This is a genomic window from Janthinobacterium sp. PAMC25594, assembly GCF_019443505.1.
GTDB lineage: Bacteria > Pseudomonadota > Gammaproteobacteria > Burkholderiales > Burkholderiaceae_D > Janthinobacterium.
Map to the genome: position 1 here is coordinate 524,125 of NZ_CP080377.1, position 19,014 is coordinate 543,138.

13 protein-coding genes and 1 pseudogene are annotated in these 19,014 nt (G+C 66.8%); 2 read left to right on the top strand and 12 right to left on the bottom strand.

Going from position 1 to position 19,014, the window contains the following annotated elements; genetic code table 11:
• Positions 1 to 26: 26 nt before the first annotated feature.
• The gene (locus KY494_RS02365) at positions 27 to 836 is read right to left on the bottom strand and encodes an oxidoreductase (RefSeq protein WP_219889723.1); all 810 of its coding nucleotides are present in this window, start codon (positions 834 to 836) and stop codon (positions 27 to 29) included.
• Positions 837 to 926: 90 nt separating this feature from the next.
• Complete coding sequence (locus tag KY494_RS02370) at positions 927 to 1,550, bottom strand: TetR/AcrR family transcriptional regulator (protein ID WP_219889724.1); 624 nt, start codon at positions 1,548 to 1,550, stop codon at positions 927 to 929.
• A 325-nt stretch (positions 1,551 to 1,875) separates the two neighbouring features.
• On the opposite strand from KY494_RS02370, the gene KY494_RS02375 reads away from it, so the two are divergent.
• Positions 1,876 to 2,247 (top strand): gamma-glutamylcyclotransferase family protein, encoded by a 372-nt coding sequence (locus KY494_RS02375; RefSeq protein ID WP_219889725.1) that lies wholly within the window; start codon positions 1,876 to 1,878, stop codon positions 2,245 to 2,247.
• 39 nt (positions 2,248 to 2,286) lie between these two features.
• Here the strand turns inward: KY494_RS02375 and KY494_RS02380 are convergent, their stop codons facing one another.
• The gene (locus tag KY494_RS02380; RefSeq protein WP_219889726.1) at positions 2,287 to 2,691 is read right to left on the bottom strand and encodes a ribonuclease domain-containing protein; all 405 of its coding nucleotides are present in this window, start codon (positions 2,689 to 2,691) and stop codon (positions 2,287 to 2,289) included.
• A gap of 430 nt (positions 2,692 to 3,121) precedes the next feature.
• On the opposite strand from KY494_RS02380, the gene KY494_RS02385 reads away from it, so the two are divergent.
• Positions 3,122 to 4,972: an amidohydrolase gene (locus KY494_RS02385; RefSeq protein ID WP_219889727.1), complete on the top strand. Its 1,851-nt coding sequence runs from the start codon at positions 3,122 to 3,124 to the stop codon at positions 4,970 to 4,972.
• A 107-nt stretch (positions 4,973 to 5,079) separates the two neighbouring features.
• Here KY494_RS02385 and KY494_RS02390 read toward each other — a convergent pair whose 3' ends face one another.
• The 9 genes and pseudogenes from KY494_RS02390 to KY494_RS02430 all read right to left on the bottom strand — a co-directional run bounded on the left by KY494_RS02390 (position 5,080) and on the right by KY494_RS02430 (position 19,014).
• The gene (locus KY494_RS02390; protein WP_375143452.1) at positions 5,080 to 7,023 is read right to left on the bottom strand and encodes an FTR1 family protein; all 1,944 of its coding nucleotides are present in this window, start codon (positions 7,021 to 7,023) and stop codon (positions 5,080 to 5,082) included.
• A gap of 158 nt (positions 7,024 to 7,181) precedes the next feature.
• Positions 7,182 to 7,892: a hypothetical protein gene (locus KY494_RS02395; protein WP_219889729.1), complete on the bottom strand. Its 711-nt coding sequence runs from the start codon at positions 7,890 to 7,892 to the stop codon at positions 7,182 to 7,184.
• A 72-nt stretch (positions 7,893 to 7,964) separates the two neighbouring features.
• A pseudogene (locus KY494_RS02400) lies at positions 7,965 to 8,999 on the bottom strand (zinc-dependent alcohol dehydrogenase).
• A gap of 309 nt (positions 9,000 to 9,308) precedes the next feature.
• Positions 9,309 to 11,744 carry a glycosyltransferase gene (locus tag KY494_RS02405; protein ID WP_219889730.1) on the bottom strand — a complete coding sequence of 812 codons (2,436 nt, stop codon included), beginning with the start codon at positions 11,742 to 11,744 and terminating at the stop codon, positions 9,309 to 9,311.
• A complete protein-coding gene (locus tag KY494_RS02410; protein WP_219889731.1) occupies positions 11,741 to 12,970 on the bottom strand; it encodes a TIGR04063 family PEP-CTERM/XrtA system glycosyltransferase in 1,230 nt (409 codons plus the stop codon). Before KY494_RS02410 ends, KY494_RS02405 begins: the two co-directional genes overlap by 4 nt.
• Before the next feature lie 4 nt (positions 12,971 to 12,974).
• Complete coding sequence (locus tag KY494_RS02415; protein ID WP_219889732.1) at positions 12,975 to 14,927, bottom strand: XrtA/PEP-CTERM system amidotransferase; 1,953 nt, start codon at positions 14,925 to 14,927, stop codon at positions 12,975 to 12,977.
• A gap of 10 nt (positions 14,928 to 14,937) precedes the next feature.
• Positions 14,938 to 16,140, bottom strand: a complete 1,203-nt coding sequence (locus KY494_RS02420; protein WP_219889733.1) for a TIGR03088 family PEP-CTERM/XrtA system glycosyltransferase — start codon at positions 16,138 to 16,140, stop codon at positions 14,938 to 14,940.
• The gene (gene xrtA, locus KY494_RS02425) at positions 16,130 to 17,716 is read right to left on the bottom strand and encodes an exosortase A (RefSeq protein WP_219889734.1); all 1,587 of its coding nucleotides are present in this window, start codon (positions 17,714 to 17,716) and stop codon (positions 16,130 to 16,132) included. Before xrtA ends, KY494_RS02420 begins: the two co-directional genes overlap by 11 nt.
• On the bottom strand, positions 17,713 to 19,014 hold the full coding sequence (locus KY494_RS02430) for a TIGR03087 family PEP-CTERM/XrtA system glycosyltransferase (protein ID WP_219889735.1): 1,302 nt from the start codon (positions 19,012 to 19,014) through the stop codon (positions 17,713 to 17,715). The genes xrtA and KY494_RS02430 overlap by 4 nt, the downstream gene beginning before the upstream one ends.

The following is a 19,014-nucleotide window of genomic DNA, read 5'->3' on the forward strand; positions in this document are numbered from 1 at the left end:
CTGAAGGCTGAAAAAAGTACTGGCGTTCAGGCCAGGCGCAGGTCCTTGCGCAAGCCGGCGTCCAGCAGCGCGGCGGGCAGGAAGCGGCGCATCAGGCGCAAGCGTGCCGCCAGCGGCCCGGCCGTGTAGCGCAATTTCGGCTGGCGCGCCTGCGCCGCCGCCAATACCGTGTCGGCCACGACGCCAGGGTCTTCGGCGCCGGCCATCAGCGCTTGCAGGCGGCTTGTGACGGCCGCGCTCACTTGCCGGTAGGCGGACAGCGGGCTATCTGGCGCCAGCAGGTTGGCTTCGAACGTGGTTTTCGTATAGGCCGGCTCGATGACGCTGGCGCGGATGCCCCAGCCGCGCACTTCATGGTCGAGCGATTCAGTGTATCCCTCGATGGCGTGCTTGGTGGCCGAATACAGCGCGCCATAAGGCATGGGCAAAAAGCCGACGACGGAACCGATATTGAGGATGCGTCCGCCGCCCTGGGCCCGCATGTGCGGCAGCACGGCCAGGGTCATGCGCACGACGCCATGAAAATTCGTGTCGAAGATGGCGTGCGCCTGCGCCATGCTGCTTTCCTCGGCGCCCGCCGGGGCCACGCCGAAACCGGCGTTGTTCACCAGCAGGTCGATGCGGCCTTCGCGCCGCATCAGCTCGGCGACGGCGGCCGCGACGGATGCGTCGCTGGTGACGTCGAGCGCCAGCATCGTGTAGCCGACCGCATCGGCTTGCGCGCCGCGGCGGCTGGTGCCGTACACCGTGTAGCCCGCTTGCGCCAGGCGCCGGGCCGTGGCCGCGCCGATGCCGGACGAGGCGCCGGTGACCAGGGCAATCTTGTTGTTCTTCATGGCAGTCCTTCAGTGGTTGACAACATAAAATATGACGGTCGTCATATTGTTGTTTGAAAAAAAACCCGGGACGGACCCGGGCCATGGGCGTTACGGCTGGTTTGCGTCCTGGAACTGCGCCAGGGTGGCCGCGCACAGGGCGTCCGACAGGGCCGGCTCGTCGACGGCGCGCGCCAGGATGGTGGCGCCGACCATGGCGCACACCATGGCCATCGCTTGCGCGTGCGCTTCGGGCTGGCCCCAGTTGGGCAACTGGCGCGCGAACAGGTCGATCATTTCCTTGATGTGGATGGTGGCGGCGCGCCGCACCTCGGGCGCCTGGCGCGGCATTTCCGAACCCAGCGCCGAGACGGGGCAGCCCACCTCGATGGCGGCGATGTGTTCGGGCGACAGGTAGGCCGCCAGCATGGCCTGCAGCGCCTGGCCCGGCGGAGCGGCAGCGGCCACCCTGGCCGCCAGCGCCACCGATTCGGCCCCCGCGCGGTCGCCCGCTTCGGCCAGCAGCGCGTCGCGCGAGGCGAAGTGCGCATAAAAGCCGCCGTGTGTCAGGCCCGCTTCCTTCATGATGTCGGCCACGCCCGTGCCCGCATAACCGCTGCGGCGGATGGCGCGCGTGGCCACCTCGACGATGCGTTCATGGGTGGCTTCCTTGCGGCTTTGCGCCGAGGGTTTGGCCGCTGAGTTGTTGGATGAGTTCTGCATGACGGTCATCATATCGCAATTTTCAGCATCGTGCATGCGGTGCGCCGCCACACGATTGACCTGCACCACGGTGCAGGTGAATAATGTAATGGCCCGATTTCAGCACCATCGCGCTAAGTAATCGTCAGGAAATTATTGTGAAATTATGACGAACATAGCCGGATGCTATGCAAGGCGTCCGCCGCGACGCAGTGCGAGCACTGCGAGCGGTGGGCAACGCCGCAGAGCGCCGGCTAAGGAAGTCAGAAATCACAATAATTTATTGGGGGTTACTTAGCCATGGACTGGTTTCATGACTGGCTGGGGTAGCTGGAATAACGAACGACAAGGAGCGGCAATGACATCTTTTACAGCGGAAACGCCAGAACAGCTGTTTTCCTACGGCACCTTACAGCAGGCCGATGTGCAGCTGGCCACCTTCGGGCGCCTGCTGGACAGCCGGCCCGACCAATTGCCCGGCTACCGCCTGGCGCTGCTGGCCATCGACGATGCGCAGGTGGTGGCGACCAGCGGCAAGACGCACCATCCGATCGCCTCGCGCAGCAGCGCGCCGACGGATTGCGTGCCGGGCGCCGTGCTGGCCATCTCGGCGGACGAATTGCGGCAGGCGGACGGCTACGAGGTGGCCGCCTACCGGCGCGAGCGCGTCACCCTGGCGTCAGGCATGCAGGCCTGGGCGTATGTGGATGCGCGCGATGCGGCGCCGTGACCGCTGGTTTCGGCGCCGCTTGAATTGGAAAAAGAACGGCTAGTTTTTCAGGCTGCAGAAGGAAGTATAGTGGTCCTGCGTATAGTAGCGTTCCACCAACTTGCGTTTGCCCGCCGGAGTTTGCACAAGCAGTACCGCACGATGCGAACCTGCGCCGCCGTCGCCGCCGATACCCAAATAGTATTCATAATAAACCTCGTCCTTGCCGGCGGCGGGCAGGCGCTTTTCATTATTATTGAATACGGTATTGCCCGGACCACCCGCCACCGCGCTCGTCTTTGCGTTGCGGTAGGCGTCATATTCGCTATTTTGCGGCGTAGGCAAGGTTTTGCTCGGTTCCCTTTTGCCGCAGTCAGGGATCTTCGCCGCATAGGCATGGGAAGATAACAGGGCGCCTGCCACAGTTAGAGCCAGCGTCCAGGTTGTTGCGCGTTGAGTTTTCATCGATCAGCTTTCGTTGATGGTGCGTTCAATGGATAGACTTCTTTTGATACGGCGAGTGTAATCTCTGCAATACAGAATATAGTTAAATTTTTGAAAATATAACTATCCAATTGTCACCTGCCGATAAATAGTTTTATGTCTTCTTCAGGGAAATGGGAGGGGGCTGACAAAATGGTGAATAAATAGATAGCGAAATGCTGCGGGAAATCAATGCAGGGCAAGGCGTTCAGAGTAGTCACATAGTCATGCACATTAACGTGACAATGTTAGAGTTTTTTTGATTGGCAATTCATTATGCTATGTAGCAGTTATTGGAAACAAGCGAGCCAGTTTATGCATATCGCTTTCCCGATATTCTGTTGTTGAGCATATCAAATGCTGAATGATGAATGTATTCATCGTCAATCATTAACCTCTGATAGGAATCTGCATGAGCCATGACCACCTCGGTTGCGCCTGCTGCAACCTGCCTCACCTGCCTACGCTGACAAGCGGCCTGTTGACAGAAACTGCACTCAGCGGTGAACTGGACGCGGCGTTCCAGCAGACATACTCCCCGCACTCCCGCACACTGACGCCGCAAGCCATCATCTTCCATAACGGTGTCATTCATACCATGGCCACCGACGGCAGCGAGCAGGTGACGGCACTGGGCATGGCCGGCGGCACCATCATTGCCACCGGCACGCTGCAGGACGTGCGCCAGGCCATGCAACTGCACCAGCCGCGCGAAGTGGACCTGGACGGCAGCACCTTGCTGCCTGGCTTCATCGAACCCCATATGCACATCCTGCCCAGCGCGTTGTACAAGAGCTGGCTGTCACTCACGCCCTTCAAGCCGGCACCGCAGCAACAGGAGCTGGATCTGGAATACAGTTTCCAGAGCATCAGCCAGAAGATTCGCACCGCGCTGGCGCAGCCGGACAAGCTGCCGAAAGACAAGAAAGGCAACCCTTGGGTATTGGGCTTCGGCGTCGATCCCTCGCTGATGCAGCCTTGGGAAGACATCACCGCCAGCCAGCTGAACCCGCTGAGCAGCACGGTGCCTATCCTGCTGATGAACTCTTCCGGCCACCTTGCCTATCTCAATACCGCTGCGCTGACGGCGGCTGGTATCCCCGATCCTTCCGGCGTGCTGACCGAGATTGACATCGCCAAGGCGCTGCTGGTCGCGCCGCAGCCCAAGCTGCTGGAATTTGTCGCGTGCCTGAAGCGGGTGCTGGACAACGCCTCCGCCATGGGATTTACCACCGTATTCGACGCCGGTCTGGGCGCCACCGAGCAGCCACAGGTGGAGATCGGCCTGCTCAAACTGGCGGCGCACCTCGGTCCCGTGCGTATCGGTGCCGCGCTGTTCACCAAACCCGAAGAACAGGCGCTGGACAAGTGGCTGCAGCACTACAAGCCGGATCTGGACAGCCACGGCGACCAGCGTTTCAGCATCAAGGCGATCAAGCTGATCGCGGATGGCTCGAACCAGGGCTTGACTGGCTACCAGAGCGAGCCCTATGCCTGCTCGCATGAACACTCGGTCCCTGGCGTGCCCGACACCGGCTTGAGCAATTACGAGCCGTCTCTTTTCACCCGCATGCTGGACAAGGCGGTGGCACACGGCTGGCCAGTGCTGGTCCACGCGAATGGCGACAAGGCGGTGGAATATGTGCTGGACAGCTACGCGCAGGTACTGACGTCACAGCCCGGTGGCATCAGCGAAGAGGAGGCGCACAAGCGGCGTCAGCTGCGACTGCGGGTCGAGCACGCATCGCTGCTGAATGACGATGCCATCAGTAAAATGGCAGAATTGCAATTGAACCCCAGTTTCCTCATCGGCCACGTCGGTTACTGGGGACATACCTTCCAGCGTACCATTTTTGGCCAGGAGCGGACACAGTTGCTGGACCGTTGCCAGTCGGCACTGCAAGCGGGGATGCACGTCAGCTTGCACTCGGACCATTTCGTCTCGCCACTGGGTCCCTTGCGCATGATGGAACAGGCGGTATTTCGCACCATGGAAGGTGCGCCAGGCAAAGAGGTGCTGAATCAGGACGAGCGGCTCAGCCGGATGGCGGCATTGCGTGCCGTCACGCTCGATGCCGCCTGGCACTGCCACCTCGATCATCTGGTCGGCTCGCTGGAAGCCGGCAAGCGGGCCGACCTGGTGATTCTTGCGCAAGACCCGCTGGACGAGACCGTGCGCAAGATACGCGACATCGTGGTGGAGGAAACCTGGCTGGCAGGCATAAAAGTGCACAGCAACAAGAAATCGTCAGACGACATTTAGCGTGCTGCACTGTTGCTGCAATGAAAAATCCCCCTATCGCTGCCTGCAGCGATAGGGGGAGGGTAGAAACGCCCGTGCCGGCGCGTTTCAAGGATTGAACTTCAAGCTCAGGCCGGCTTGTGCTTGCCTGCCGAGTAACGGTTCCAGCCATAGCCGGCGACGATGATGGCCAGGATGGCCGCCTGCGCCAGCAAGGTTTCCGCCGTGGGCAGGATGCCCAGCAGGTCGACACGCATGAAATCGACCGGAGTGACGCCGACCCAGCCCGCTTCTTGCAGCGCGGCCACGCCTTTACCCATCAGTATCACGGCCAGCACGGCCACGAAGGCGGACGTCCACGAGAAGAACTTGCCGATAGGCATGCGGGCGCTGGTGCGCAGCAAGGCCCAGGCGATCACGACCAGCAGCACGATGGCCACCAGGAAGCCACCCAGCAGGGCGCCGCCATTGCCGTCGGCCGCCAGGGCGGAATAGAACAGCACCGTTTCAAACACTTCGCGGTAGACGGCGATGAAGGCCAGGGCGAACAGGCCCCAGGCGGAGCGGCGCGTCATGGCCGCCGTGAGTTTTTCGTGCAGGTATTCCTGCCAGCGCCCGGCGCTGCTCTTCTGGTGCATCCACAAGCCCACGCTGAGCAGGACCAGGGCCGCGAACACGGAACCGAGCCCTTCGCTCACTTCCCGGCTGGCGCCGCTGATGGTCACCAGGTACGTCGCCGCCACCCATGTCAGGCCGCCCGCCACCAGCGCGCTGATCCAGCCGCCATGCACGTAGGGCATGACGTCGCTGCGCTTGGCCTTGCGCAGGAAGGCGATGATGCCGATTACGATCAGCAGCGCTTCCACGCCTTCGCGCAGCAGGATCGTCAGGGCGCCGATAAAGGTCGTCATCGGCTCGGCCTTGGCGTCGCCCAGCTCCGCTTCCACGTGGCTGAACAGTTGCTGCAGCTTGTCGCCCGCCGCTTCGGCGTCGGCCACCGTGCCCTTGGCAACGGCGGAACGGTAGGCCAGCATGGCGTTTTCCACGGCCAGCAGCAAGGACTTGTTGCGCGCGCCGACCATCGGCTCGATCGGCTCGAAGCCGTCCAGGTAGGCCGACAGGCCCAGGCGCGTGGCGCCCGCGCGGTCGCCCGCGTGCACGGCGGCCAGGCTTTCGGCCAGGCGCAGGCGCGACAGGGCCAGGCCCGTGGGCTTGTGCGCCTCGGCCTTGTCCGGGTGGCTGCGCAAATACGCCGTCAGCGCATGCGCCTCGTCCGCGCCCAGCTTGGCGGCTGCCGCTTCCTGCGTCACGGTCGTCACGGCGGCCAGGTCCGCGTACAGCTTTTTACTGCGCGGATCGTCCTGCCACAGCTTTTCGCCGTGCGCGCGCGCCGCCGCGTCGTGCGACATGCCGCCCACAAAGAAGGCCAGGTCCCAGCGCTCGTTTTCGGACAGCTGGCCGAAACTGGCCATCGAGGTGCCCGCCACGCCTTGCGAAATGACCTGGTACAGCGCCATCACGCTGCGCGACTGCGCCCGTTCGCCATCCGTGAAGGCGATCGGTTTCGGTTCCAGGCTGGCCGCCAGCGGACCGTCGCCGCCGCCGGCCACGCCGTGGCAAGAAGCGCACTGGGCCGCATACAGGGCCGCACCGCGCGCCAGGTTGGGTAATACTTTGGGCGCCACGGGAATCGGATAGGCGGCGATCAGCAAGCCGTTCGCATGGTGCGCCAGGCGCTTGACTTCCACGCCGTCGGCCTTGGCCACGACGGCTTTGCGCAGGTCGGCGATGGCGGCGGCGATGGCCGCCTGCGAAGCGTGGGCGGGCAGGGCGGCGATCTGCGTCGTCGCGTTGTCAGTAAAGTCGAGCATTTCCGCGTATTCCGCTTCGCTGACCACCTTGCCGTGCTCGACGGCGCCGCTGTAATCGACGGCGACATAATCAATCAACTGCCACAATTGCCTGGCGCCGGCGCCAGGATCGGCCACTTGCGCCTGCGCGCTTCCGGCCAGCAGCAGGGCTGCGGCCACGAGCGGATAGCAGGCAAGCCATTTTCGTATTTTAATGAACATGATTCTCATTCTCATTTCTTGTTAACCCGGCGACTATAGGACAGACCGTGCGGGGTGTCAACGGCGCACGGCTGCGCGCTGGCGCAAACAGCGCCGCCCTGGTCAGGAATATTGACCAGGGCGGCGTGTTTGTGGAATGGAACGAGATAGAGTGAGGGTTACTGCTTCGATGCCGGTTTGGCGTACAGGCCCCTGGCCAGACCATTGTCCGCATCGTCGACTTTCAGGCCGCCCTTGACGACGCGCAAGGCCAGCTTCTGGAATGCCTGGCCTCTCAGCCATTGCGGGTCGGTGACGGCGAAGGCGGCGATGCGTTGCTGCGCGCGCTCGGGCGGCACGGCCAGCCATTGATAGTCGGCTTTCGAGCCCTGGCGGCGCAAGCCGGCGCGCACCCAGCGCTCCGACGCCGGCATGCGCACGATGGCGTCGCCGTTCGCCACGCTGACGGCGGTGGCCGACTTGCCGCTTTGCGCTTCGAATTTGACTTCCACGCCGGCCATCGGCCCCACTTTGGGAAAGCCGACGATGGCCACCCACAGTCCCGCTTCGGCGGGTTTCTGGATGCGCATTTCCGCTTCCTCGAACAGGCGGAACCGCGGCTCCTTGCCGCCATTGCCCGCCACCAGAGTCACCAGGTCGCCGGCAATGCGCCATTCGCCGCTGGCTTGCTCGTCAGTATTGCCATAACTGAGCATCCATTCGAACGTGCCATCCTTTTTCAGCAGCAGTTCGGAACCCGTTTCCATGACGCCTTGCAGGTAATAGTGCCCGGGCAAGGCGGACGCGGCCTGATCGGCCGCGCTGGCGGGGGCGGGGGCGGAGCAGGCGAGGGCGGCGCAGGCCAGCCAGCAAGAAAGAGATATTTTCATCGGTGTGTCCTTTTCAATATGCAATTATGGCAACAAAAATCGCATTGCCGTCGCACGACACACCGGCGCGGCTCACTTAGCGCTGAAATCGAGCACCACGCGCGAGGCCACCTTGCCATGTTCGAGCCGGCTGAAGATCTCATTGATGGCCGACAGCGGCTGCAATTCGATCCCGGCCTTGACCTTGCCGGTGGCGGCGAAGGCCAGCGCCTCGGCCATGTCCTGGCGCGTGCCCACAAAAGAGCCGCGTATCGTCACGCAATTGGCGACGACGTCGAACAGCGGCGTCGGGAAGTCGCCCGGCGGCAAGCCCACCAGCACGCAGGTGCCGCGCTTGCGCGTCATCGCCACGCCTTGCTGGAAGGCATCGATCGATGGCGCCGTGATCAGCACGCCGTGCGCGCCGCCCCCGGTCGCTTCGCGCAGGGCCGCCACGGGGTCGCCCTAGCGCGCGTTGATGGTCACTTCGGCACCCAGGGCGCGCGCGTGTTCCAGCTTGCCTTCATCGATGTCGACGGCCGCCACGCGCAAGCCCATCGCCACCGCATATTCGATGGCCAGGTGGCCCAGGCCGCCGATGCCGGACACGGCCAGCCACTGGCCCGGCCGCGCGCCCGTTTCCTTGATGCCCTTGTAGCTGGTCACGCCGGCGCAAATGATGGGCGCGGCCTGCACGGCGGAAAGACCCGCCGGAATATGCGCGACGTAGCGCGGGTCGGCCAGGATGTACTCGGCAAAGCCGCCATTCTTCGTGTAGCCGCCGAACTGCGCCTCGGCGCACACGGTTTCCCAGGCTGCCAGGCAATGTTCGCAATGGCCGCAAGCCGAGTAGAGCCAGGGCACGCCGACCCGGTCGCCCAGCCGCACTTCGGTCACGCCCGTGCCCAACTCTACCACCACGCCGATACCTTCGTGGCCGGGAATGAACGGCGGCGAAGGCTTGACGGGCCAGTCGCCGCGCGCCGCATGCAAGTCCGTGTGGCACACGCCGCACGCTTCCGTCTTGACGAGGATCTGGCCGGGACCGGGCACCGGCACGGGTACGTCGCGCAGCACCAGGGGCTGGCCCAGTTGTTCGACAACGGCGGCTTTCATGGTAGTGGGGATCATCTTGTTCCTTATGAAGTTGGAGTGGCGTCAGTCACGCGCCCTGCCATGGGCTGGTCAACAGACATTTGCGAATGATCATATTCTGCTGCATGCGATTCGAAAATTGATTGATCTACATCAATGTGTGAGCGCACGGTGCCTCAAACTACAAGAGCAGCGACTTGCGTGCGAAAATCGCCAGCCAGACCGGCGTTGATATCCCGATCCGTAGCGTGCATTCACTCGGATATGGCTTCGCAGGCGATATGGCAAGATACATGGACGAGCATGGACAACTGCTGTTGCATCGCGCTACAGGCCGCCGGCCTAGGCCACCGCGCTCACCACGTAGCGGTACTTGCCCGACGCTTCCGCCGCGATCTCGTCGACTTGCTCGATGACGATGTCCACCTGCGCGCCCAGCCGGGCCTGGAAACCGCTCACGATGGCGCTGCGCGTGGCGTTATCCAGGCGCGCCACGCAGACCAGCAGCACGCGCGTGCGCAGCAGGCTTTCCTGGATGATTTTAAAACTGCGCACCTGCGGCAGTTCGCGCACGATGTAGACGAGGGCCAGGCCGTGCATGACGGTGCCGTCGACGGCCGTGAGGAAATCCGTGCTGCGTCCTTCGATCTTGTGCAGCTGGGGCAAACCGCGGCCGCAGGCGCAAGGCTGCGTGCCCAGCGCGCCCACGTCGCCCGTGGCGTAGCGGATGAAGGGGTAGTCCCGCGTGGCCAAATGGGTGACGACGATCTCGCCCGTGGCACCAAAGGGCAGCGGCTGGCCCTGGCCATCGACAATTTCCACGATGATGTCTTCGGCCGTGATATGCATGCCGCCTTCCGGGCATTCGTGGGCGATGAAACCCGCGTCGCGCCCGCCGTAGCCGTTGGCCACGGGGCAGCCGAAGGCGGCGGCGATCTGCGCGCGCTGCTCGTCGTACAGGCGTTCGGCCGTGACGAACGCCACTTTCACGCCCAGGCCGTCGAGCGGCAGGTCGTGCGCGTCGGCGTGGCTGGCGATGCGGCACAGCGCCGACGGATAGCCGAACAGCATGCGCGGACGCCAGCGGCGCAGCTGCGCCACGTAGCCGTCAAGGCGCGTTGGCGACATGGCAAACGCGGGCAGAAGGGTGGTGCGCAGCAGCGCATCGCGCAGGCGGCGCAGGCGATCTTGCGCCTGCAGTTCGATGGGCGAGCCCCACAGGACGGCTTCGCGGTCGCCGATGTCGACGCCCCACCAGCGCGTGGCGCGCCACTTGGCGGCGATGTCGTGGCTGATCCTGCGCCGTCCCAGGAAAAACTGCAGCGGCTCGCCGCTGGAGCCGCCCGTGGCGAACGGGCGCAAACCCACGGCGCGGGCGGACTTGAAGCTGTCGCGCGCGCTGGCGATATCCGCCTTGCGCAGCAGCGGCAGGCGCGACAGGTCGGCCAGTTGCCTGACCTGACCTGGATCGAAGCCGCTGCGGGCGAACAGCGCGCGGTAGTAGGGCACGTGCGCGCCCGCATGGCGCAGCAGATGGCGCAGGCGCGCCAGCTGCCACTCCCGCAGCTGCTCCGCGCTCCACCACTGCGAGCGTTCCAGGCGGCGCAGCAGGCGCGTGCTGTGGTGGCCCTTGAACCATTCATGCAGGGGAAACAGCCACTGCGCGACGAGGCGCGTGTAGGCGCCCGGGCGCGGCGCGGCGCGGATGCGGCGGTAATGCGCGGCCAGCCTGGGGGCGATGCCGGCCCAGCCGAAAGTGGCGGCGTGCGCCAGGCCCGCGTCGACCAGCGCCCGCGCGCGGAGCGGGTCGCGCAGCAGCGCCACGATGGCCTGCGCCATGGCGGCCGGATCGCCGGGCGGCACCAGCAACGCCGTCACGCCGTCGTGCAGCAGGACGGGGATGCCGCCCACGTTGGTGCTGACGACGGGCACGCCGCAGGCCAGCGCTTCGAGCACGGAAATGGGCATGTTGTCGGCCAGGCTAGGGTTGAGGACGATGTCGCTGGCCTGGTACAGGGCCGGCATGGCGGCATTGTCGACGGGGCCGGCGAAGCGCACGCCAGCGTCCACACCCAAAGATCTGGCCAGGCGCGCCAGCGCCGCACGCTGCGGTCCGGCGCCGGCCAGCACCAGGCGCGCCTTGGGATAGCTTAGTCGCACGATGGCAAAGGCGCGCACGGCGCTGGCATTGTCGTACAGCTGTTCCAGGTGGCGCGCCACGAGGATGCACGGGCCGGCGTCGCCAGGCGCACGCGGCGCGGCCGGCGTAAAGCGCTGCAAGTCCACCACGTTCGGCACGATGTGGGCCGTATGGCCATATTGCTCGAAAATGCCGGCTAGGTAGGCCGAGGGCACGACGATGGCGCTGGCGCGGCGCAGGCTCATGGAGACCAGGCGCGGCGAGCGGGCGAAAAAGGCGGCCGCTTCGCCGCCCCGGTAGTTGAGCAGGGCGGGCTTGCCTTTCAGGCTGGCGATCCACAATGCCGGCGCCGCGTGCAGATGCCAGGACCAGCCGGAATTGGCCATGATGTGGAACAGGTCCACCGTATTGGCCGTGCGCCACAGGCGCCACAGGTGCACGGGCAGGCGCAGCGCCGCGCGCAGGTAGCGGATGCGCGCCAGCCAGCGCGGCAGCAAGGGGCCGTTGACGGCCAGCAGCTGCACTTGCGCGCCGTCGTCGCGCAGCTTGCGCGCCAGTTGCGCCGTCTGGTTCGCCATGCCGCCGGCCGGCGGCGGCAGCGGGCCGACCAGCGCGATGCGCAAGCCCGTGAAGATCATGGCGCCACTCCCGCCGCCCTGCGCGCCGCGGCCACGCGCGCATACACGGGCGCATAGCGGCCCACGCTGGCGCCCCAGCTGCGCTCCATCTCGACAAACGCGCGCGCCTGACGCCGCAGCAGCGGCCAGCTGTCGGGCGCCAGCAGCAGGTGCAATACCGCCTGCGCCAGCGCCTCGGCGTCGCCGGCGCGAAACAGCATGCCCGTCTTGCCATGGTCGACCAGTTCGCGGTGGCCGCCCACGTCGGACGCCACCACGAGGCGGCCCTGCGCCATCGCCTCTAACGGTTTCAAGGGCGTCACCAGCTCCGTCAGGCGCATGGGCAGGCGCGGATACACGCAGATGTCGATCAGCTGATAATACGCGGCCACCTGCGCATGCGGCACTCTGCCCGCGAAGACCACGGCGTGCTCCAGGTCCAGTTGCGCCGCCAGCGCGCGCAGCGCCGCTTCCTGCGGGCCGCCGCCGGCCAGCAGCAGGCGCAGCGCCGGCTGCGCCGCCAGCAGGCGTGGCATGGCGCGCAGCAGCAGGGCCAGGCCCTCGTAGGCGTAGAACGAGCCGATGAAGCCGATGACCAGGTGGCCATGCAGGCCCAGTTTGTGCGCCAGCCACAGGTCGCCGGGCGCCGTGGTGCTGAAGGCGAGCGCATCGACGGCGTTCGGGATCACCGTGATTTTATGCGCGGGCACGCCGCGCGCACACAGCTCGCGCCGCAAACCGTCGCAGATGGTGGTGATGGCGTCGGCGCGGCGCAGCGCATAGGTTTCCAGCGCCCGCGTGAGCCGGTAGCGCAAGCCGCCGGGCCGGCTGCTGCCATGGTCGGCGGCCGCGTCTTCCCAGAAGGCGCGCACTTCATATACGACGGGGATGCCCAGCGCGCGGCCCGCGTTTAGCGCTGCAATGGCATTGAGCGCAGGCGAATGCGCATGCAGGATGTCGGGCCTGGCTTGCCGCGCCAGCTGGCGCAGGCGCACGGCCAGGCCGACGATGACGGCCACTTGCCGCAGCACGGGCAGGCGCGCCCACCAGCGTGCATTCGGCGCCGTGCGGTAGAAATGCCAGCCGTCGACCAGCTGCTGCGCGCTGTCGGACGGCCCCTGCTTGGCACTGGTGAGTTGCGTCGTGTGCCAGCCCAGCGCGCGCTGCTGCCGCAGGATGGCCAGGGTGCGAAACGTGTAGCCGCTGTGCAGCGGCAGCGAGTGGTCGAGGATGTGCAGGATGCGCATGGCGTCACTCCACCGCCATGGCCGGCGCGGGCACCGGCGCCTGGCGGCCATCGACGGGCAACACCTGGCGCAAAAAGGCTTCGAACATCAGCAGCGCCCACAGTGGCGCGCTGTAGTCGCGCCGCCCGCTCGCGTGCTGATCGAGCAGCACGCGCACGTAGTCCATGTCGAACAGGCCGCATTGCGCCAGCGTAGGCCCCAGCAGCCGCTGTTGCAGGCGCTGGCGCAGCGGGCCGCGCAGCCAGTCCGCCAGCGGCACGGAAAAGCCCATCTTCTGGCGGTACAGCAGGGTGTCGGGCAGCAGCGGGCGCAGGGCTTTTTTCAGCAGGTACTTGCCTTCGCCGCGCCGCAGCTTGAATTGCGGCGGCAGGCCGGACATCCACGCCACCAGTTCATGGTCGAGCAGGGGCGAGCGCACTTCCAGCGCATGCGCCATGCTGGCCCGGTCGACTTTCGTGAGGATGTCGCCGGGCAGGTAGGTTTTCAGGTCCAGGTACTGCACCTGCGACAGCGGATCTTGCGCGGGGCTGGCCAGCGCGTGGCGGCGCAGCACTTCGACGGCACGGTAGCCTTGCAGGCTGCGCCGCAGTTCGGGGCTGAACAAACGCGCGCGCATGGCGTCGCCCAGCAGGCTGACGCCGTGAAAATACGCGTCCGTCGTGTCGCGCGCCAGGCCTTCGAAGGTGGTCTTGGCGCGCAGGAAGCGCGGCGCCCAGTCGGCCTTCGGATACAGCCGCCCCAGGGTGCCGAACAGCGACTGGCGCAGGCCGGCCGGCAGCAAGGGGTCCATCGCCTTGCGCACTTTTTCTTCGCGCGTGTGCAGGCGGTAGCGCCGGTAGCCGGCCAGGCTTTCATCGCCTCCATCGCCCGACAGGGCCACCGTGACGCGCTGGCGCGCCAGCTGGCAGACCCGGTAGGTGGGCATGGCGGAACTGTCGGCAAACGGTTCGTCGTACAGGTTGGCCAGCAGGTCGATCAGCTCGAAGTCGTTTTGCTCGACCTGGCGCGCGTGGTGCGCCGTGCCGTAGCGGCGCGCCACCAGGTCGGCGTAGCGCGCCTCGTTGTACGCCGGGTCGCCGAACGAGATGGAGCAGGTGTTGACGGGCGTGGCGCTGGCCCCGGCCATCAGCGCCACGACGGCGCTCGAATCGACGCCGCCGGAGAGGAAGGCGCCCAGCGGCACTTCGGCCACCATGCGGATGCGCACCGCTTCGCGCAGGCGCGCCAGCAGTTCGTCGGCCGCCTGCGCTTCGCTGGCGGGCGGATTCGGCGTAAACGGAATGTCCCAGTACGATTGCGGCGCGGGCAGCGGCTGGCCGGCGCGGATGGACAGGGTATGCCCGGGCGGCAGCTTGCGCGCATGCTGGAAGATGCTGCGCGGCTCGGGCACGTAGCCGTAGGCGAAATACTCTTCCACGGCCAGCGGATCGAGCACGCGCGGCATGGCCGGATGCGCGAGCAGGGCTTTGAGTTCGGAGCCGAACAGCAGGGTGCCGTCCTGCGCCTCGCCGTAGTACAGGGGTTTGACGCCCAGGCGGTCGCGCGCCAGGAACAGCAGGTGGCGCCGGCGGTCCCACAGGGCGAAGGCGAACATGCCGCGCAGGCGCCGCACGCATTGTTCTCCCCACTGCTCCCAGGCGTGGACGATGACTTCCGTGTCGCTGCTGGTGCGGAAAGTGTGGCCGAACTGGCGCAGTTCGGCCATCAGACTGCGGTAATTATAGATTTCGCCATTGAAGACGATGGCGATGCTGCGGTCGGCGTTGAACAGCGGCTGCTGGCCGCTGGCCAGGTAGATCACGGACAGGCGCCGGTGCGCCAGGCCCAGTCCCGGCTCGCGGTGCAATCCCCCTTCGTCCGGCCCGCGGTGGCGCAGGCTGTGGTTCATGCGCGCCAGCAGCAGCACGTCGATGTCGCGCTGGCCCTGCAAATCAAAGATGCCGCTGATGCCGCACATGGGAGGCCTTTCAGGGATAAGTGGACAGGGGAGAGGGCTGGCGCGCGCCCGTCAGGCGGTCGTACACGGCCAGGTAGGCGCCGGCCATGGCGGGCAGGCTGTGCTCGGCCAGCACCTGGCGGCGCCCGCGCGCGCCGTGGCGCGGCCCCAGTTCGGGCATGCTGTAGTAGTCGAGCATGGCGTCGGCCAGCATTTCGGGAGAGCCGGGCGGCACCAGTGTGCCGCTCCAGCCCGACTGCACCAGTTCCGCGTTGCCGCCCACCTGCGTGGCGACGATGGGCAGTCCCGTCGCCATCGCTTCGAGGATGGTGTTCGAACTGCCTTCGGCCAGCGAGGGCAGCACGAACAGGTCCATGGCGCGCAGCAGCTGCGCCACGTCGTCGCGCGCGCCGGGCAGCCAGGCCAGATGGGCCACGCCGGCCTGTCGCAGCAGCTCCAGGCAGGCCTGGCGGCACGGCCCGTCGCCGACGATGATCAGGCGCAGGCGCGCGCGGGCGCCCGGCTGCGCCAGCAACAGCAGGAACGCCCGTACCAGCGAGGCATGGTCCTTGACGGCGGCCATGCGGCCCACGCTGCCAATGACGAAGGCGCCGTTGCACAGGAAGCCGGGCGGCCCGACGGCGGCCGGCGGCCCCAGGCGCGGATGGAATTGCACGCTGTCGACGCCATTGCCGATGTGCGATACCTGCGCGGGCGCCGCGCCGATGACGTCCACCAGCCATTGTCCCAGGTCGGCGCTGACGGCGATGAAGTGCTGCACCAGCGGCAGCATGCATTTGCGCAGCAGCCGGTATTTGCGGCGGGTGCCGTGCAAGTCGCTCATGTCGCGCCCGTGTTCGCCATGCACGCGCAGGCGCACGCCGGCCAGGCAGGCCAGCAGTTGCGCTTCGAGGCAGCCCAGGTTGCGCGTGTGCACGAGTGTCGGGCGCAGCTGTTTCAGCACGCGGTACAGGCGCAGGTAGTGGCGCCAGTCCTTGCCCTCGCGCTTGTCCAGGCTGATGACATCGACACCGGGCGTGGTCAGGCGCTGGCGAAACGCGGTGGCGTTCTTCAGGCAGACGATGGCGTGCCGGTAGCGTTCGGGCGGCAGATGGTTGATCAGGTTCACCAGGCCGTTTTCCAGCCCGCCCACGTCGAGTTGGTGGATCACGTGCACGATCAGCGGGGCGCTGTTGGCCTCCCGTGTGCGGCCAGCATCCGTGTCAAGGGCCATGCGGCAGCTCCTGCAGGCGTTGTTCGATGACGGGCAGCGCCGCCTGCAGGAAGGCGTGCAGGCGCGCGCGCGGCGGCGGCGCCAGCTCGTCGTAGGCGGCAAAGACGAGGATGTCGGCGCCATCCTGGCGCCTGCCCAGCAGCTTGGCTTGCGCCAGCAGCAGCTTGACCAGCACGGGGCGGGCCGTGACGATGCCGCCCTGGCGGTAGATGCGCCACACCAGCAGGCGTTCGCCACCGTGCCTCAGCACGCTTTCGCGCACGGCCAGGGCGCCGCCGGCCAGGGTGATGTCTTGCACGCGTTGCGCCAGCGCCATCCAGCGCGCGCCGTATGGCGAGGACTGGTGCGTCAGCAGTTCGGCATCGCGCGCCTGGCGCGCATACCAGTGCAGCTGCAGTCCCACCGGTGCACCGTCGCCGAGTGCATACGTGGCGGCAAACCGCGCGGGCGTGCCCGCATACGGCGCCTGCCAGGCGGGTGCCGCATCGTGCAGGCGCCGCCAGGCGGGCGGATCGGGCAAGGCCAGCACAACGGGGGAACCCGGCGGCACGGCGCCGTCGTCGCGGTGACTGGCCAGCGCCAGCGCCGGCCACAGCGCCGCCAGCAGCAGGCAAGCCACGCTGGCGCGCACGACGGCGTGCCGGCTGGCCGCAGCGGCGCTGGCGCCGGGCCGGGCTGACAGGGTGGGCGCCAAGGCGGCGCGCGCCGGCGGCAATTCGCGCCAGCGCGCGGCCAGCCAGAACAGCAGCAATACCACCAGGCCGAAGAACAGCCAGCCATAGATCAGGTGGTCGACGCCCACGGCCAGGCGCATGCCGCTCAGGTGACCCAGCATCACGATCAGGTAGGCGCGCACGCCATTGGCCAGGATGGGCACCAGCAGCGCGGCGGCCATGACGGCCAGGCGCCGCCCCGTGCTGTGGCAGTGCACATGCGCGTACAGGGCACCCAGGGCCAGCGCGGCGATCAGGTAGCGCAAGCCGCTGCACGCTTCTACCACCGACCAGTTACCGGTCGGCAGCGAAAAATTGTTGCCATCGCGAAACACAGGTACGCCCGTCCATTGCAGCGCCGTCACCGTGAAGGCCGCCGTGAAGTCGATCAGGGGATCGAGGAAGACTTCGCCAAACGGCACGGCCAGGAACAGATACGCGAGGGGAAAGGCCAGCAGGCGCACGGCCGGCCAGCCGAGGATGGCCAGCACGCAGGCGGGCAGCATGGCCGTGGCCGCATATTGTTCCACCACGGACACGTTGGCGGCGTCGGCCAGCAGCCAGGCCAGGCCCAGCGCGCCCAGCAGCAGCAAGCCTTGCCACGACGGCTGGGGCGCCAGCGCGGCCAGGCGGGCGCGCTGGCGCCAGGCCAGCCAGCAGCTGATGGGCACGATCAGGAAGCCGTGCGCGAAGGTCTGCGAGCGCGACCACAGTTCCAGCATCGACCAGAAGGTGGCGTGGTACAGCAGCACGACGGCGGCCAGGGCCAGCAGCAGGATCGCCAGCGCTTGCTGCTGGCCCTGCGGATGCGGCAGGACGGCCACGTCCGGCAAGCGGGCGACCTGGTCGAGCTGCAAGCTCATGTGGATGGCTCCCGCACGGGCTGTGTCGGCATGGCGGCAGTGCTGGCTCCCGCATCGGCCTCGGCAGCGGCCTCGGCAGGCAGACCCAGCATGGCGCCCAGGCTGCGCAGGTTGCGTTCCCAGTCGTAATCCTGCAAGACCAGCTGGCGCGCCGCCGCGCCGATGGCCGCGCCGCTGCCTTCGGTCCCGTCGCCCCGGGCGTTGCGCAGCACGCGCGCCGCATGGTGGATGAATTCGGCGTCGTCGCGCGCCAGCAGCAGTTCCAGGCCCGGCTGGGCGGCGATGCCTTCCAGCGCCTGCGGCGTGGCCAGCACGATCTTGCCCATCGCCATCGCTTCGAGCACCTTGTTTTGCACGCCGCGGGCGATGCGCAGGGGCGCCACGGCCAGCGACGCGCCGGCCAGGTAGGGCCGGATGTCGGGCACCTTGCCCGTCACCACCACGCCGGCCACCCTGCCCAGCGCCGTCACGGCGGGCACGGGCGCGCTGCCGACGATATAGAACTGCAGCTGGGGAAACTGGCGCCGCAGCGCGGGCCAGACGTGGCGCACGAACCATTGCACGGCGTCGATGTTCGGCCAGTAATCCATGGCGCCCGTAAATACCAGCGCCTGCACGCCGGGCGGATAGATTGCGCTCTGGGCCGGCATCGGCGTGAAATACGCGGTGTCGACGCCGTTATTGACATACCCCGTCTTGCGCCGCGCCATCGGGGCGCACTGGCGGAACAGGGCCGCTTCGGCGGGCGAGACGAAGCTGGCGGCCGTGAACTGCTGGGCGATATGGCGCTCGTACTGCAGCAGCAGCTGCGCTTCGCGCCGGTACAGCAGCGACAGGGGCCAGGGCTTGCTGTCGCCGTACTGGCGCCATTTGTCGGAATCGACGTCGACGAAATCGATCACGCGGTGCAGGGCGCGGCCCGCGCTGACGTCGATGTATTGCGCCATGGGCCCGGAAAAGGCCAGCGCGTGGCGCACCTTGCCGCTAGACAGCAAGCCATCGACCCATTGCAGCAGCCGTGCATCGCGGTAGTACTGCACGCTCATGGCCTGGCGCGACAGCAGCGCCTGCAGGGCGCGCCAGCGGGCCGTGCCGCGCCGCAATTCAATGAAGCGCGTGCTGGCACACAGGGCGGCCACGGTTTTCGCGTGCTGCCAGTCGTCGTCGTCATCGATGAAACAGCCCAGGTGCACGCGGAAATGCCGGCTCAGGTACTGCAGCATGTGCCACGAGCGTATCTTGTCGCCCTTGTTGGGCGGATACGGCAGGCGGTGGGTGAGGAAGAGCAGTTCGCGCAT